The sequence below is a fragment of the Rhodococcus sp. IEGM 1406 genome (genome assembly GCF_030056745.1).
GTDB lineage: Bacteria > Actinomycetota > Actinomycetes > Mycobacteriales > Mycobacteriaceae > Rhodococcus_F > Rhodococcus_F erythropolis.
This window is the reverse complement of sequence record NZ_JASHKO010000006.1, coordinates 32,765-49,786: the sequence shown is the minus strand read 5'-3', so window position 1 is coordinate 49,786 and position 17,022 is coordinate 32,765. Positions and strand designations below refer to the sequence as shown.

The 17,022-nt window shown below is 64.6% G+C and carries 7 protein-coding genes; 3 read left to right on the top strand and 4 right to left on the bottom strand.

Going from position 1 to position 17,022, the window contains the following annotated elements; translation table 11 throughout:
• Positions 1–10: 10 nt before the first annotated feature.
• Both QM596_RS25350 and QM596_RS25345 read left to right on the top strand, forming a co-directional pair.
• Positions 11–3,301 (top strand): arabinosyltransferase domain-containing protein, encoded by a 3,291-nt coding sequence (locus QM596_RS25350; RefSeq protein ID WP_502943440.1) that lies wholly within the window; start codon positions 11–13, stop codon positions 3,299–3,301.
• A 73-nt stretch (positions 3,302–3,374) separates the two neighbouring features.
• Entirely contained in the window at positions 3,375–6,677 is a 3,303-nt protein-coding gene (locus QM596_RS25345) for an arabinosyltransferase domain-containing protein (RefSeq protein WP_283310214.1), read from the top strand.
• Here the strand turns inward: QM596_RS25345 and QM596_RS25340 are convergent.
• On the bottom strand, positions 6,674–7,624 hold the full coding sequence (locus QM596_RS25340; protein ID WP_283310213.1) for a DMT family transporter: 951 nt from the start codon (positions 7,622–7,624) through the stop codon (positions 6,674–6,676). The genes QM596_RS25345 and QM596_RS25340 overlap by 4 nt on opposite strands.
• A 73-nt stretch (positions 7,625–7,697) precedes the next feature.
• Between QM596_RS25340 and QM596_RS25335 the strand changes: the two genes are divergently transcribed.
• Positions 7,698–8,609: a LysR family transcriptional regulator gene (locus QM596_RS25335; RefSeq protein ID WP_020968113.1), complete on the top strand. Its 912-nt coding sequence runs from the start codon at positions 7,698–7,700 to the stop codon at positions 8,607–8,609.
• On the opposite strand, the gene QM596_RS25330 is transcribed toward QM596_RS25335, so the two are convergent.
• The 3 genes from QM596_RS25330 to fadD32 are packed head-to-tail and all read right to left on the bottom strand — an operon-like array spanning position 8,606 to position 17,014.
• Positions 8,606–10,147, bottom strand: coding sequence for an acyl-CoA carboxylase subunit beta (locus tag QM596_RS25330; protein ID WP_019746413.1), 1,542 nt, complete (start codon positions 10,145–10,147; stop codon positions 8,606–8,608). The two genes, QM596_RS25335 and QM596_RS25330, sit on opposite strands and share 4 nt — an antisense overlap.
• A complete protein-coding gene (gene pks13 / locus QM596_RS25325) occupies positions 10,144–15,087 on the bottom strand; it encodes a polyketide synthase Pks13 (protein WP_283310212.1) in 4,944 nt (1,647 codons plus the stop codon). The genes QM596_RS25330 and pks13 overlap by 4 nt, the downstream gene beginning before the upstream one ends.
• Before the next feature lie 37 nt (positions 15,088–15,124).
• Positions 15,125–17,014 (bottom strand): long-chain-fatty-acid--AMP ligase FadD32, encoded by a 1,890-nt coding sequence (fadD32, locus tag QM596_RS25320; protein WP_003943899.1) that lies wholly within the window; start codon positions 17,012–17,014, stop codon positions 15,125–15,127.
• Between the last annotated feature and the right edge of the window lie 8 nt (positions 17,015–17,022).

The following is a 17,022-nucleotide window of genomic DNA, read 5'->3' as shown; positions in this document are numbered from 1 at the left end:
ATCGTTCCTTGTGCCGTCTGAAGTAGTAGTGCCCCCGAAACCCGTGCCCACTGGCCCCGAAGCTCCCCGAGAATCGGATTCCCAGAGAGTCCGGACGGCACGACTCATCGCGATAGTCACCGGCCTTCTTGGCCTGCTTCTTGCACTCGCGACGCCGTTCCTGCCCGTCAAGCAGGAAGCCGCGAGCATCGACTGGCCGCAGGGTGGGACCGTCAACAGCGTCTCGTCGCCGCTGATCTCCTACTCGCCCACATCGCTCGACATCAGCATTCCCTGTTCCACCCTCGGCCAGTTGGGCGGCAGCGACGGCACACTGCTCTCGACCATGCCGAACGGTGCGCCGGACCGAAACGCCCGCGGCCTCACCGTCCGCACCACTGCCGACCGCCTGGAAGCACTCACTCGCGATTCGGTGCTGATCTCGGCTCCGCTCGATCAACTGAGTGGGTGCACGGCGATCACCATCACGACCAACTCCGAGCAGACCGTCGCGGCGGTCACCGGAATCGACGGCGTCGGCACCACCCTGACCGGTGACTACCGCCCACAGGTTGTCGGCATCTTCACCGACCTGCAGGGCGCAGCGCCCGCCGGACTGTCCGCCCACATGGACGTCGACTCGCGGTTCTCGTCCAGCCCCACACTTCTCAAACTGTTCGCGATGATCGTCGCGGCACTCTCGACCATCGTCTCGCTGTACGCACTGCACCGGATCGACGGCGTCGACGGCCGTCGTGCCCGGCGGTTCCTTCCGGCACGGTGGTGGAAGTTCACCGGCATCGACGCCCTGGTGATCGGCACGCTGGCGCTCTGGCATGTGTTCGGCGCCAACACTTCCGACGACGGTTATCTGCTCGGCATGGCCAGAGTCTCGGAGCACTCCGGGTACATGGCGAACTACTTCCGTTGGTTCGGCGTCCCCGAAGCGCCGTTCGGTTGGTACTACGACGTGCTGGCGCTGTTCGCGAAGGTCAGCACCGCGAGCATGTGGATGCGCCTGCCCGCATTGATCGCCGGCATTCTGTGCTGGATGGTCATCAGCCGCGAGGTGATACCGCGACTCGGTGTTGCGGTGCGCCGCAACAAGGTTGCCATCTGGACGGGCGGGCTCGTGTTCCTGGCCTTCTGGTTGCCGTACAACAACGGCCTTCGTCCCGAACCCATCATTGCCCTCGGCGCCCTGCTCACGTGGTGCTCCATCGAGCGCGCCATCGCCACCGGACGTCTGTTGCCCGCCGCGATGGCCGTGCTGATCGCCGCATTCTCGCTGGCCGCCGGGCCTTCCGGGCTGATCGCCATCGGCGCGCTGATCGCCGGAGCCCGGCCGATCCTGCAGATCCTGATCGCCCGCGGCAAACGCGTCGGCTTCCTGTCCCAGGTCATGCCGATCCTCGCAGCCGGAACCGTGGTTCTTGTCGCAGTCTTCGCAGATCAAACCCTCGCAACGGTTCTCGAATCCACCAGGGTGCGAACCGCCGTCGGGCCGAACGTTCCGTGGTTCGAGGAGCGGTTGCGGTGGGACGCACTGATGACCATCTCCCCCGACGGCTCACTGGCCCGCCGCTTCGGCATGTTCGTCATGATCGTCGGACTCGTCTTCTGCGTCATGATGATCCTGCGCAAGGGCCGGATCCCCGGCACCGCGATCGGGCCCTCGCGCCGAATCCTCGGCATCGTGTTCGCGTCGCTGCTCCTGATGCAGTTCACCCCCACCAAGTGGACTCACCACTTCGGTGTGTACGCCGGTCTGGCCGCTACGGTTGCCGTGCTCGCCGCCGTCGGCGTGAGTGCGTCGAGCATGCGTTCCAAACGAAACCGCGCGCTGTTCGCCGCGGGCATCCTGTTCATCCTCGCTGTGGCGTTCACCAGCTCCAACGGCTGGTGGTATGTCTCGAGTTACGGCGTCCCGTGGTGGGACAAGCCACCGTCAATCGCCGGCAAGGGATTCTCGACGGCCTTCCTCGGCCTCACGATCCTCACGCTGCTGCTGGCAGCCTGGTACCACGTCATGGAGCCGCGCGAGCGAAACGGTGCGGAAGACAGCGTCAAGAAGACAAGGCGACTTCGCCTTCTCGCCCCGTCACCGTTGACCATCGCGGCCGGAGCCGTCGTGCTCTTCGAGGTGCTGTCCCTACTCAAGGGAGCGGTCGCTCAGTACCCCGCGTACTCGATCGGCAAGTCCAACATCGAATCCGTCTTCGGCGGAAGCTGCGGTCTCGCGGGTGAGGTACTCGTGGAGTCCGATCCCAACACCGGCGTCCTGCAATTGGTGGACAGGCCCACCGACCTCGCCGGCGCCGGAGCTTTCGGTGCAAGCGAATCGACCGGATTCTCGCCGGACGGAGTCGCCGGCGACCTCACCGCAGACGCCGAGGACTCGACGGCGGGCAGTGCAAACAGCCTCGACACCACGACCTCTCAGTCCGGCACCACCAGCACGCCCGGAACCGGATCCGGAACCGCTGGCGGCTCGCAGTCGACCTCGGGCGTCAACGGCAGCAACGTCGCGCTCCCGTTCGGGCTCGACCCCGCAAAAACGCCGGTGCTCGGTAGTTACGGAGCGCCCCAGAACGCGTCACTGACCACCGGTTGGTACTCACTGCCCGAGCGCAACGACGCCGCGCCGCTCCTCACCGTCGCCGCGGCCGGACGAATCCGCTACGTCAACTCCGACGGCATCGTCACCCCCGGCGCGGTCTTGCAGGTCGAATACGGCAAGAAGCAGGCCGACGGAAGCGTCGACGCGCTGGGACGAGTCGATCCGATCGACATCGGCCCGTCGCCGTCGTGGCGCAACCTGCGCGTTCCGATGGATCAACTGCCCGCAGACGCCGACACCGTGCGTCTGGTGGCCAGTGACACCGACATCAGTGCCGACCAGTGGCTGGCGGTGACACCGCCGCGAGTGCCGACCATGCGCACGCTGCAGGACGTCGTCGGATCCACCGATCCGGTGCTGATGGACTGGGCCGTCGGTCTGGCCTTCCCGTGCCAACGTCCGGTCGATCATCTGTACGGCGTCGCCGAGATCCCCGAGTGGCGCATTCTGCCCGACCGCATCGGCGCGGAGTCCACCAACGCCTGGCAGGACCACTACGGCGGCGGACCGCTCGGTTGGACCAGCGAACTGCTCTCGGCCAGGGCATTGCCCACCTACCTGGACAACGACTGGGACCGGGACTGGGGTTCGCTCGAGCAGTACACACCGCTCGATCCGGACGCGATTCCCGCGCAAATGAACGTCACCACCGAGACCCGGTCGGGCACCTGGACACCGGGCCCGATTCGTTACCAGTCGTAACTGTTACGCGTGGACCTACCAACCACCCAGGCACGGTAGGTCCACGCTCAGCCCTGACATACCATCGGTAGCCGTGCCCGACGCCGTGACAGCTTCACCCCAGACTTCGAGTTCGCCGCCTCCTGCTGGTCAGGATGCCCGCGAGCGTTTCCATCGCACTCGATGGGTTGCGATCATCGCCGGCTTGCTCGGCTTCGTACTCGCACTGGCAACTCCTCTGCTTCCTGTCGTGCAGACGACGGCGACGGTCAACTGGCCACAGAACGGCGTGATCGGCGACGTCGAGGCACCGCTGATGGCGCAGGTTCCCATCGACGTCAACGCGTCGATCCCCTGCACCGCGGTCAGCTCACTCCCCGAGGGCGGCGGCATCCTGATGTCGACGGCACCTGCTCAGGGCGACGGTGCCGCGCTCTCGTCGATGTTCGTCCGCGTGTCCGCTACCAGCGTCGACGTGCTCGATCGCAACGTTGTCGTCGCTTCGGCAGCGCGCGAGGACGTCGAGTCGAGTCGCTGCGGCGCCATCGCGTTCAGCTCTGACGTCAACCGGACCTCGGCGGAGTTCGTCGGACTCACGTATCCCGACGGCAACCCGATTCGTGGCCAGCTCGACGGCGACTTCCGCCCGCAGGTGGTCGGCGTCTTCAGCGACCTGCCCGACGGCGCTGCCCCCGAGGGCCTCGGCTTCTCGATGACGATCGACTCACGTTTCTCGTCGAGCCCCAGCGTCCTGAAGCTGGTCGCGATGATCGTGGCAGTGCTCTCGACCATCGTCGCGCTGGTCGCCCTGGCTCGCCTCGACGGCACCGACGGCCGCAAGCACCGACGTTTCCTGCCCGAACGCTGGTGGAAGTTCTCCGGTATCGACGGAGTTGTGGTCGGCACGCTGGTCGTCTGGCACTTCATCGGCGCGAACACCGCCGACGACGGTTATCTCCTGACCATGGCCCGAGTCTCGCCGGACGCGGGATACATGGCCAACTACTTCCGTTGGTTCGGCGTTCCCGAGGCCCCGTTCGGCTGGTACTACGAAGTCCTGGCCGTGATGGCGAAGATCTCGACGGCGAGCCCGTTCATGCGTCTGCCCGCTCTGCTCGCCGGAATCCTCTGCTGGATGGTGATCAGCCGCGAGGTCGTCCCGCGTCTCGGCCGGGCGGTCCGCCGGAGCAACGTCGCCCTGTGGACCGGCGGTCTGGTATTCCTGTCCTTCTGGCTGGCGTACAACAACGGTCTTCGCCCCGAGCCCATCGTGGCTCTCGGCGCACTGCTCACCTGGTGCTCCATCGAGCGCGCCATCGCCACCGGACGCCTGCTGCCCGCGGCCACGGCAATCTTGATCGGCGCCTTCACTCTTGCCGCCGCACCCACCGGATTGATGTGTATCGCAGCCCTTCTCGCCGGTGTGCGCCCGTTGGTGCGCATCGTCGTCAAGCGTCACCGACTGGTCGGCACACTGCCGCTTCTCGCTCCGATCGCCGCTGCCGGAACCATCGTGCTGGTGGTCATCTTCGCCGACCAGACCTTTGCCGGCGTCATGGAAGCCACGCGCGTCCGAACGATCATCGGGCCCAATCTCGAGTGGTACCAGGACTTCCTGCGCTACTACTACCTCTTCGTCCAGACGGTCGACGGCTCGGTTGCCCGACGCTTCGCGTTCTTGACGATGATCCTGTGCCTCTTCACGACGCTCTTCGTGTTGTTGCGCCGCGGCCGCGTCCCCGGCGCCGCAACCGGTCCGTCGTGGCGCCTGGTCGGCGTCGTCTTCGGCACGATGTTCCTGATGATGTTCAACCCCACCAAGTGGACTCACCACTTCGGTGCGTACGCGGGCATCGCTGGTTCTCTCGCCGCGCTGACCGCCGTCGCCGTGTCCGCGTCGGCCCTGCGCTCACGTCGTAACCGATCGGTGTTCGTGGCCGGACTCCTCCTGATGCTGGCGTTGACGTTCGCCGGTATCAACGGCTACTGGTACGTCTCGAGTTACGGCGTGCCGTGGTTCGACAAGACCATCTCCTACGACGGCCGTGAATCCAACACACTGTTCCTCGCGCTCTTTGCTCTCGCTTTGGCCTTTGCCGCCTGGCAGTACCTGCGTGAGGGATTCGCAGCTCCGCCCGAGAAGCCGAACACAGCCAAGGGCAGACGAATTCGCAAGTTCGCGGCCGCTCCGCTCACCGTGATCGCCGGTCTGATGGTCCTGTTCGAGGTGCTCTCGCTGCTCAAGGGAGCGGTGTCGCAGTACCCGGCGTACTCGCTGGGCCGAAGCAACATCGAGGCACTCGCGGGCAAGACCTGCGGCATGGCCGAGGACGTTCTGGTCGAGACCGACGTCAATTCCGGGAATCTACGGCCGCTCACCGCTCCCGGATTCAACGCCGAGGATCCGTTGTCCGGAGTTGATTCGAAGGGCTTCTCCCCCAATGGGGTTCCGAGCGATCTGACTGCGGATTACATCGAAGTCAAGCAGGGCATGGGCAATACCGACACCCAGAGTGTCGGCCCCAGCTTCGCCACCGGTTCCGGCGCCGGAACCAGCGGCGGCACCGGCAACATCGGCGTCAACGGCAGCACGGCCAAACTCCCCTTCGGCCTCGATCCGTCGAAGACGCCGGTCATGGGCAGCTACCAGCCCGGCGTGCAGGAACCTGCTTCCCTCATCTCGAGTTGGTACGGATTGCCCACTCGCAGTGAAGAATCACCGCTGGTGGTCATGTCCGTAGCGGGCCGCGTCTGGTCCGTCGACAACACCGGTGCGATCACGTACGGCCAGTCGCTGCTGGTCGAGTACGGCAAAACTCAGCCCGACGGAACCGTGCAGGTTCAAGGTTCGTACATGCCGCGGGACATCGGGCCCGCGCCGTCGTGGCGCAACGTCCGCATCCCCATCGACGAACTCGCGCCGGACGCCGACGCCGTTCGAGTGGTCGCGTTCGATCCCAACCTCACAGGCGATCAGTGGATGGCATTCACGCCGCCGCGCGTGCCGAAGCTCAAGTCCCTGAACTCGTACATCGGCAACGAGCAGCCGGTCCTCCTGGACTGGGCTGTCGGCCTTCAGTTCCCGTGCCAACGTCCGTTCACACATCAGAACGGTGTGGCCGAGATGCCGAACTTCCGCATCCTCCCGGACCGTCCCCTGGCCGTCAGCTCCACCGACACCTGGCAGTCCGCGGACAACGGTGGCCCACTCGGATTCACCGAGGTCCTCGCCGGTGCGACGACGGTTCCGACGTACCTGAAGGACGACTGGGCGCGGGACTGGGGATCACTCGAGCGGTACGACCGGTACTTCCCCAATGCTGTTCCGGCAGAGGTGGAGACGGGCACGGCAACCCGCTCGGGCATGTGGATGCCCGGCGAGATGCGGGTGCACTAGCCTGCGCCGCCTACTCGGGTTACTGCTCGGGTGCGACGTACGGAGACGGCCGAGACCGCTCCGACAACGACGACGCACCCGAGTAGTTGCCCAACGCCCGGCCGTTCGCCGAGCAGCACAACTGCCAGCAGCACGGCGAGAACCGGTTGCATGAGCAGGAGCGTCGCGCCCACCTCGGCGGGAAGCCGAGGGAGCGAGTGCCCCATCAGCATCCAGCCGAACACCTGGCCGACCAGCGCCAGTGCCGCGAGCCAGCCGAACGCTTCCCAACCCGGGACGAAATCGATCCGGCCCCACAGTGATCCGATGACGGAGCCGGCGATGCCCGCGGATGTCGTCGAGATCAACACCTGGCTCGCGGCCCGATCCGCCTCGCCCGTACGACCGACCACGAAGATGTAGCCGCCGTACGCGATTCCGGAGACGAGCGAGAGCGCCGTTCCCCACAGCAGGTCGTCGCCGGTTCCCCCGCCCCCGAACACGCCGCCCGCCAAGGCGATTCCCGTGAACATGAACGGTAGGGCGAAGACGAAGCGCATCGGCACCCGATTGCCGAACACCAACCAGGACAGTGCGGGCACCACAATCACCTGTACGTTCACGACGACGCTCGCCATACCCGCGCCGATCATCAGAATCGACTGCGACCACAACGCGAAATCCAGTCCGAGCAACAGACCGCCGAGCACCTGCAGAACGGCTGCCCGCCGGCTCGGTTTGCCCACCCGGCGGTACTCTCGCCACGCCAACCACAACAGCGGCGGCAAGGCCAGGAAGCAACGGAAGAAGACGGCCGTCGAGGGCCCGACATCAGCCAGCTTGATGAGGAGCGAACTGATCGAGATCGCGGCTGCGCCTCCGACGACGAGCAATCGAGGGTCGATGCGCCCCCGAGGAGTTCGGGTGGGTGTCGGTGTCTGCGCGGTCGCGGAGGTCAGAGTGGTCACTCGACAATGTTCCTGCCGCTAACTATTCAGCACAAGCAAATGTTCAGACCGTATATTCGGTAGCATTTCTACTGTGTTGAATCTCGAAAGACTCCGCGCCCTGCACGCCGTCGCCGAGAACGGATCAGTGGCGGCTGCCGCCCGCACCTTGCATGTCACACCGTCCGGGATTTCGCAGCAGTTGAACAAACTCGAGCGCGAGGTCGGTGTTCCGCTCCTCGAACCGCAGGGCCGCGGTGTGCGACTCACAGAAGCGGGCCGAATCCTCGCGCGCCGAACCGCAGAGGTTCTCTCGACGCTCGCTCAGGCCGAGGCGGAAATCGCGTCGCTGCAGAGCGAGGTGACGGGCCGCGTACGCATCGGGGCCCTGGTCTCCCCCAGCAGGACAGTGCTGCCGCGAGCCATCGCCGAGATCAGGCATGCGCACCCGCAGCTCGAAATCACCTTCAACGAAGGCGAATCCGAAGAACTGCTCCCCGCACTGATTCGCCGCGACCTCGACGTCGTGGTGGTCGACAGTTGGAGCACTCTGCCCGTCGAACTTCCCGACGGAGTCTCCTTCACGCCCGTGTACGACGACGTGGCGCTGCTCGCTCTCCCCGCGTCGCATCCGCTGGCGGAGAACAAGGTCGTCGCGCTCAGCGAGCTGTCGGAGCATGCCTGGGCGACGTGGACCCGGGGAACGGACTTTCACACCTTCACCGTCAGGACCCTGCGCGCGCAGGGGTTCGACCCACGAATCGAGTACGAGGTCGCCGAGTTTCCCACCCAGGTCGAATTCGTCGCTCAGGGCCTCGCCGTCGCTTTGATCCCGCGCCTGGCGAGAGTTGTACCACCGGAAGGTGTTCGAATGCTCGACACCCTTCCGCCGCTGGGCCGCGACATCTACCTCGCCTGGCGGACCGACAGCGAAAGACCTGCCGTCCTGGCGGCGATAGAAGCGCTACGCCGCCAGTTCGACGCCCTCGGTGACAAGAAGAATTAGAGCGGCATCAAGTTGTGCTTGCGCGGGTTCTTGAAAATCGTCTTGTCCTTGAGCAACTTCAGAGCCTTGCGGATTTCGAGACGCGTCTGCGAAGGCTCGATCACCGCGTCGATGTATCCGCGCTCGGCCGCGATGTACGGCGTCGCGACGAACTCGTTGTAGAAGTTGATCAACTGAGCACGCACCGCGGGTGCGTTCTCGCCCGCCTCGGCGAGCTGACGACGTCCCATGATGTTGACGGCACCCTCGGCGCCCATCACGGCGATACGAGCGGTCGGCCACGCGAGGTTGATGTCGGCACCGAGCTGCTTGCAACCCATGACGGCATAACCGCCGCCGTACGCCTTACGAACCACCACAGTCACCTTCGGGACAGTGGCTTCGATGTACGCGAACAGGAAACGCCCGCCACGCTTGATGACACCGACCTTTTCCTGATCGACGCCGGGAAGAAAGCCTGGTGTGTCGACGACAAAAACGAGCGGGATGCTGAAAGCGTCGCACAGGCGCACAAAATGGGCAGCCTTGTCGGAGCTGTCTGCATCGAGGGCGCCACTGAGGTACGTGGGCTGGTTGGCCACGACACCGACGGGCAGGCCGTCGACGCGGGAGAACCCGGTTATCACGTTGTGCGCGACCTGGGCTCCGATTTCATGGAAGGTTCCGTCGTCGAAGATCCGCAGAATGATGTCGTGCATGTCGTAGCCGGCATTGTCGGCATCCGGCATGAAGGCGTTGAGTTCGAGATCCGACTCGGTGATCTCGGGTTCGAGACCCGGGTTGATCAACGGCGCCTTCTCCGTGCACGAGGACGGCATGAAGCTCAGGTACTCACGCACCCAGTCGAATGCAGCCTTCTCGTCGGGAGCGACGTGATGGATGTTTCCGTACTCCGCCTGCTTGCGCGCTCCGCCCAGATCCTCGAGGCTGACCTCTTCGCCGGTGACCGACTTGATGACGTCGGGTCCGGTGACGAACATGTACGACTCTTCGGTCGCGACCACGACGTCGGTGTTGATCGGTGCGTACACGGCACCGCCGGCGCACTTACCGAGGATGACCGAGATCTGTGGGCAGACGCCGGACAAGGGCTCCTGACGTGAACCCATGTTGGCATACCAGGCCAATGAGGAAACGGCATCCTGGATTCGAGCTCCACCGGAATCGTTGATACCGACGACCGGGCAGCCCACCTTCAGTGCAAAATCGTTGACCGCTGCGACCTTACGGCCGAACATCTCTCCGGCGGCACCGCCGAACACAGTCTGATCGTGCGCGAACACGGCAACCGGACGCCCGTCGACAGTTCCGTGACCGGTCATGACGCCGTCGCTGTACGGGTTGTCCTCGCCCGCCATCTTCACCAGGGCGCCGACCTCGACGAAGCTACCGGGATCGAGCAACATGTCGATGCGCTGGCGCGGCGTACTGTGCCCTGCTGCATCGCGCTTCGCAATGGCCCGAGCCGAGCCGGGTTCCTTTGCCTTCTCCAACTTTTCGCGGAGTTCAGCGAGCTTCTCCGCGGTGGTTGTCGTCACTTCTGAACTCCGGTTTCCGCTGCTTTGGTCTGAGCTGTCTCGATCTGGGCCAGCTTGGTGGTGAGGTCTGCCGCAACCTTCGCGATGTACGGCTCGTCGACGATCTGCAGGTGGTCCCCGCCGATGTAGACGACCTCGAGGTTCTTCACGTAGTCACCCCAACCACCATCTGCCTTGCGGGTCTTGAATGCAGGCTCGAGCGTCATCAACTCGTCGTGGTACTTGTCGGCCATGTAGAGCACGACGTCGCCGTCGTAGCTGCTGAACTCGGCCGTCTGGATGGCACGGTTGTCCAACCACGACGTCCGCTGATGCTCGATGATGCCGCCGGGAATCTTGGCGCCGCTCATCTTGATCATGTCCATCAAGATCTGGATCTGATCCTCGTCCGCTTCGGTGGAGGCCAGAACGTCAAGCGGCAGCGGAACATCCAGGTTGTAGGTGCGCTTGGCGAACTTGCCGTAGCGCTCCCAACGCTTGCGTCGTTCCGCCTCGGTGTCCGGCACGACCTCGCCGGCCATGACGGTGTCGAGCAGTCCGACCACACGCACGTCAGCGCCCTGCTCACGCAGCAACTTCGCGACCGCATACGACATCACGCCGCCGAACGACCAGCCACACAGCACGTACGGTCCGTCGCCCTGGATCTCACGCAGCAGCGGAACGTAAGCAGCAGCACGGGTTTCGATCGAGCCCTCGACCCGCTCGAACCCGTACATCGGCGTGCCGGCGGGCAGGCGCTTGAGCAAAGGCTCGTACGTCACGGTCGAACCACCGGCAGCATGGAAAACGAATACCGGTACGGCAGTGGAACCTTCGGGACGGGCACGCAGAGTGCGTACGAGTCCGTCGATCTTGCCGTCGTCCTCGAGGTACTGGCGCACGACGTCCGCGAGCTCTTCGATGGTGGTGGAATCGAGAACGTCGTCGAGAGTGATCTCGCCGCCGGCACGCTCGGAAAGCCGAGCAGCAAGCTTCTCGGCGACCTCGTCACCGACGATCGGCAGATCGTTGAAAATACCCTTGGCGGACTTCCCGGTGACGACGGCCCACGTCGCAAACGTCAAGCGCTCGGCCGCATCTCGCGGCGGAACATCGGAGCCGGCATCGTCGGCAGTTCCGGCTCGAGAAGGATCGGAAGGCGCAGCAGCAACCGGAGCAGTCGCCGGCAGTTCCACCGACTCCTCAGCGGGAGCAGCGTCCTCGTCAGCCGCATCGGCTACCAACTTCTCGGCAGCCTGCTTGTCGGCCATCGCCTGAACCTCTTCGCGATTGTCGATCGCGTAGCGCAGGTACTTGTTGACCTCGTTGAGGCTCGCGTCCTTGACTGCCTGGAGCTGGAGCTGCGGAATGTCGAACTCGTACTCGACGCGGTTCTTGATACGCATCGCCATGAGCGAATCGAGACCCAGTTCGATGAGCGGAACCTCGGCCGGAAGATCTTCCGGCGAGTACCCCATCGACTCGGCCACAACGATCTTGAGGCGGTCGTCGAGGCTCTGCGAACCGTTCGGATCCCACTTGTCTCCGGCGTCTTCGACGACCTCGGCCAGGGTTTCCATCGGCGCACTGGTCTTGACCGGCGCGCTAATGACCAGCTCGGGCAGCGGCTCACCGGACGTGACGACGGCGTCGAACAGCAAACGGAACGTAGCGCCCTCGCGTGCGTGCACCTGCACCGACGCTCCACCCGGATGCGGGTTGAGGGTTGTCGTCAGGGTCGCAGCGCCGGCCAGTTCACCGTGCGGAACGGCAGCGGTGAGAGCGACATCCGAGAGCACCTGTCCGGCAGCAGCGCTCACGAGCACAGCCAGATCGGTGACGGCGGATGCGTCGACCTCCCACACGTGGCGGCCGTCGGGCAGAGCGACGTGCGAGCCGGGTACGCGAGCCGAACCGCCGGCACTGACGCGAATGTCGAGCCAGTACGGCTTACGCAGGAATGCAGTACGCGGAACCGAGGCGAAATCGCCTGCAGGAAGCAAGGACTCGAGGTTCACGGCATGGCCGTGCACGTACAGCTGCGCGAGAGCGGCAAGCACACCCGCGGACTCGTCTTCCTTACGCTTGAGCGTCTGGATGAGTTCCATGTCGTGCAGGCCCGAATCGAACGCGGTAGCCGCCACCGACATCAGCGTCACCGGGTTGGGTGCAAGCTCGACAAAAGTGGTGTGGCCGTGGGCAACTGCACCGCGTACCGCATTGGTGAAGTACACGCTGTGGCGAAGGCCCTTGACCCAGTACGCCTCTTGATGGATCGGCTCGTGACCGGGACGGTAGAAGGTGTCCTTGTCGACGGACGAGTAGACGCCGAGCTTCAACGTGGTCGGCTCGATACCGGCCAACTCCGCGGCAAGCTCGCCGAGCAACGGATCGACCTGTGAGGTGTGGCTGGCACCCTTGGTCTGCAGGACACGCGCCATCTTGCCGTCCGCCTCGGCGGCCGCGACGATCGCCTCGATGTCCGGCTGCGGTCCACCGATCACCGTGTGCGTCGGAGCTGCGTAAACGCAGACCTCGAGCTTGGGATACGTGGGCAGCAGCGCCTCGATCTCGGATGCGCTGTACTCGAGCAGTGCCATCAGACGGATGTCGTCACCGACGAGTGCGCCCTCGGCCTCACCCATCAGCCGTGAACGTGAACAGATCACGCGCACAGCGTCTTCCAGGTTCAGACCACCGGACACGTATGCGGCAGCGGCCTCACCCATCGAGTGCGGAACCACGGCTTCGGCTTCAGCGCCATGGTGACGCAACAACGCAGCCAGACCGACCTGGATGGTGAAGATTCCCACCTGTGCGGTCTCGACGTTGTACTCGATCGCATCGTCGAGGAACATCTCGACCATCGAGTAGCCGGCCTCGTCCTGGATCAGCGCATCGACCTCGTCGACGGCTGCCTTGAAAGCCGAGTTCTCCGTGTAGAGCTGCTTGGCCATCTTGCGGTGCTGCGAGCCGAAGCCCGAGAACACCCACACCGCGCCCTTGGGCGACGGCGAGTCGGCCGAGAAGACTCCTTGAGCCGGCTTGCCTGCGGCGACGGCGCGCAGCGAGCTGATGGCCTCGGACCGCGTCTTCGCCAGAACAGCGGCGCGCGAGCGTCCGTGGTTGCGACGCGCGAGTGTGCGGGCAACGTCGGCGAGGGGCGTCTTGCTTCCCTCTTCGGTTTCGAGCCAGTCGGCCAGATCTGCAGCTGCGCGGCGACGACGCGAAGGCAGCGCACCGGACACAGCCAGCACAACGGTGCTCTCGTCCTCTGCTGCCGGTTCGTCAGCTACCGGGGCATCCACGACTGGTTCATCGACTGCCACGTCGGCGGGCACGTATTCCTTGACCACGACGTGCGCGTTGGTTCCGCCGAAACCGAAACCGGAAACACCGGCGACGGCCTTGCCGGTGTAACGCGGCCAGTCGGTGGCCTCGGGCGTCACCTGCAGGTGCGACTTCTCGAAGTCGATGTGCGGGTTCGGGCCCAGGTAGTTGATCGTCGCGGGAATCTTGTTTTCCTGCATCGCCAGAACGACCTTGATCAGGCCGGCGGCGCCCGCAGCTGCTTCCAGGTGCCCGAAGTTGGTCTTCGCACTACCGAGCAGAGCCGGCTTGTCGTCGTCACGGCCACGACCGACGACACGGCTGAGCGCGTCGGCCTCGATGGGATCACCGAGATCGGTACCCGTTCCGTGCGCCTCGATGTAGTCGACTGTGGTCGGCAAGATTCCGGCGTCGCGGTACGCGAAACGCAACACGTCGGCCTGGGCGTCAGGGTTGGGCGCGAGCAATCCGTTGGAACGGCCGTCCTGGTTGACCGCGGATCCGGCGATCACGGCGAGGATGGAATCGCCGTCACGCTCGGCGTCTTCGAGACGCTTGAGCACGACGAGTCCGCCACCCTCACTGCGAACGATGCCCTGAGCGTGTGCGGAAAATGCACGCAGTTTTCCGTCGGGAGCGAGCATCCCGGTCTGATCGAAACCGAGGGTTCCGGGAGGGGCCAGCAGCATGTTGACGCCACCGGCCAGCGCGATGTTGGAATCACCACTGCGCAGCGAACGCACAGCCTCGTGAACGGCAACCAGCGAAGACGAGCACGCGGTGTCCAGAGCGATCGACGGTCCACGGAAGTCGAAGAAGTACGAAACCCGGTTCGCGACGATGGCCGTCGACGTTCCGGTCAGTGCGTACGGGTGCGCCGTCGTCGGATCACTGACCGCGAGCAACTGGTAGTCGTTGGCGGAACTGCCGATGAAAACACCGACCTGCTTGCCCTTGAGCCCGCTGGCCGGAATGCGCGCGTGCTCGAGCGCTTCCCACGCGAGTTCCAGGGCGAGGCGCTGTTGCGGATCGACGTTGACGACCTCGAGCGGAGACATCGCGAAGAACTCGGCGTCGAAGCCCTTGACGTCGTCGAGGTACCCGCCCTTGGTGTTGGCGTTCTCGACCGCGGCCCTGATGGCTGGATCCGACATGAACTCGGCCCAGCGGTCCTCGGGGAGGTCGCTGATGCCGTCGCGTCCGGCCGCCAGCATTTCCCACATGTCCGAAGGCGTGTGCCCGGCACCGGGGAATCGTGTGGACAGTCCGACGATGGCGATGTCGTGGGCGTCCGTCGTGGCGCCTGAGACGTAGTACGACGCGTCGACGGTCTCCTCCGGCGCCTCGGGCTCACCTTCGATGATCCGAGTAGCCAGCGAAGCGATGGTGGGGTGTTGATAGGCAACGGTGGCGTTCAGCGTGACGCCGAGCAGATCCTCGATGTCTCCGCTCAGAGCGACTGCGTCCCGCGAGGCGAGCCCGAACTCTTCCATCGGGCGATCGTCCGTGATCGACCCAGCCGGCTGACCGGTCGCATTCGCGATCCAATTGCGAAGCCACTCACGCAGCTGCGCAACACTCATCTCGCTCACAACGTCTTTGCTCTGCACACCATCTTGTTCAACCATCAACTCACCAAGCCACCGATCATGAAGGGACTGCTCCTCAAACGCTATCGGGGAATGCGGTCTGCTGATAGCCGCCTCGCAACGTTCCCTCGATATAACTCGCCTTACACGCGCGGCGAGCGATCTTGCCGCTGGACGTACGCGGAATCGAACCCGCGGGGACGAGCAGGATGTCTCGGGCCGTAACACCGTGACGGGAAGAAATCGCCGCACGCACGGTGTCCGCGATCGGCTGCGGATCGGCCTTGCCTGCTCCGGGAGCACGCTCGGCCACGATGACCAACTGCTCCGAGGAATCGTCGTCGTCGAACTTCAGACCCGAGTGCGTGTTGGAGAACACGACAGAAGGCAGCTGGTTGGCCGGTACGGCAAACGCAGCGATGAAGCCGGGGCGCAGGGCGGGGCTGGCTTCCTGAGCCGAAGCCTCGAGGTCCTGCGGGTAATGATTGCGACCGTCGACGATCACGAGGTCCTTGACGCGACCGGTGATGTACAGCTCGCCGTCGACGTAGACGCCGAAGTCGCCGGTACGCATCCAGTTGGCATCCGCAGGCGTGCCCTCGGTGTGGCTGTCTTCGCTCAACCGATTGTCCAGCTTGTTGTGGAAGGTCTCCGCCGTCTCGTCGGGGCGACCCCAGTAGCCGATGCCGATGTTCTCGCCGTGCAACCAGATCTCGCCTACGTGATTGTCGGGGACCTCGGTCAGAGTTTCGGGATCGACGATCGCCGCCCACTGACTGCGCGAGACGTACCCACAGGAGACCTGTGCGATGGCGTTCTCGGAGTACTGGTCGACGATGACCATGCGGCCCTTGTTGAGTTCCGTGCGGTCGACGTAGATGACCTTGGCCTCGTCGGAATGCTTGGTCGAGGAGACGAAGAGCGTCGCTTCGGCCATGCCGTACGACGGCTTGATCGCAGTCTTGGGCAGACCGTACTGAGCAAAAGCGTCGTTGAACTTGCGCATCGACGACGTCGTGACCGGCTCACTGCCGTTGATCAGGCCGATGACGTTGCTCAGGTCCAGGGTCTCGCCGTCCTTCGGCAGGCCGCGCGCGGCAGCGTGCTCGAAAGCGAAGTTGGGAGCGGCGGCGAAGGTGCCTGCGCCGTCGGAAACCGCAGCCAGTTCCTTGATCCACCGGTACGGCCGCTGCACGAAAGCGCGCGGGCTCATGATGGTGATGTACTTGCCGCCCAGAGCAGGCAGGATGACCGTCAGCAGGCCCATGTCGTGGAACAGCGGCAGCCACGTGACGCCGCGTGAGTCCTCGTTGAGTTCGATGGAGTCGACCATCTGGAGCGCGTTCGTTCCGACAGCGCGGTGGGTGATCTCCACGCCGGCGGGAACTCGGGTCGAACCGGAGGTGTACTGCAGGTACGCGATGTCGTCGAGTTCGATGTCGGGACGAACCCACGTTTCACCGACGGTGTCGGGAATCGCGTCGACGGCGATGATGCGCGGACGCTCGGCAGCGGGAAGCGAGCGGAACAACTGACGAACACCGGCTGCCGACGATGCGGCAGTCAGAATCGCAGTCGGCTTGCAGTCACCGAGAACAGCGTGAAGACGGTCGGTGTGGCCGGGCTCGTCCGGATCGAAGAGCGGCACCGCGATGGAACCTGCCTGAATGGCGGCAAAGAACGAAATGACGTAGTCGAGCCCCTGCGGCGCAAGAATCGCGACACGGTCGCCACGCTTGGTGACCTGCTGCAAACGGGCTGCAACAGCGCGCAGACGCACACCGAACTGCTCCCAGGTCAGCTCCAGGGCTTCACCGTCACGCTCGCGTGAGTAATCGATGTACCGATACGCGAGCTCGTCCGCGTTGACACGCGAGTGTTGCTCGACGTAGTCGACCAGCGTGAAGCCTGGTTGCAGGCGGATCTGGCCCTTCTCGTCGAGAAAGCCATCGAACAGCGCGTTCATTCCATCTC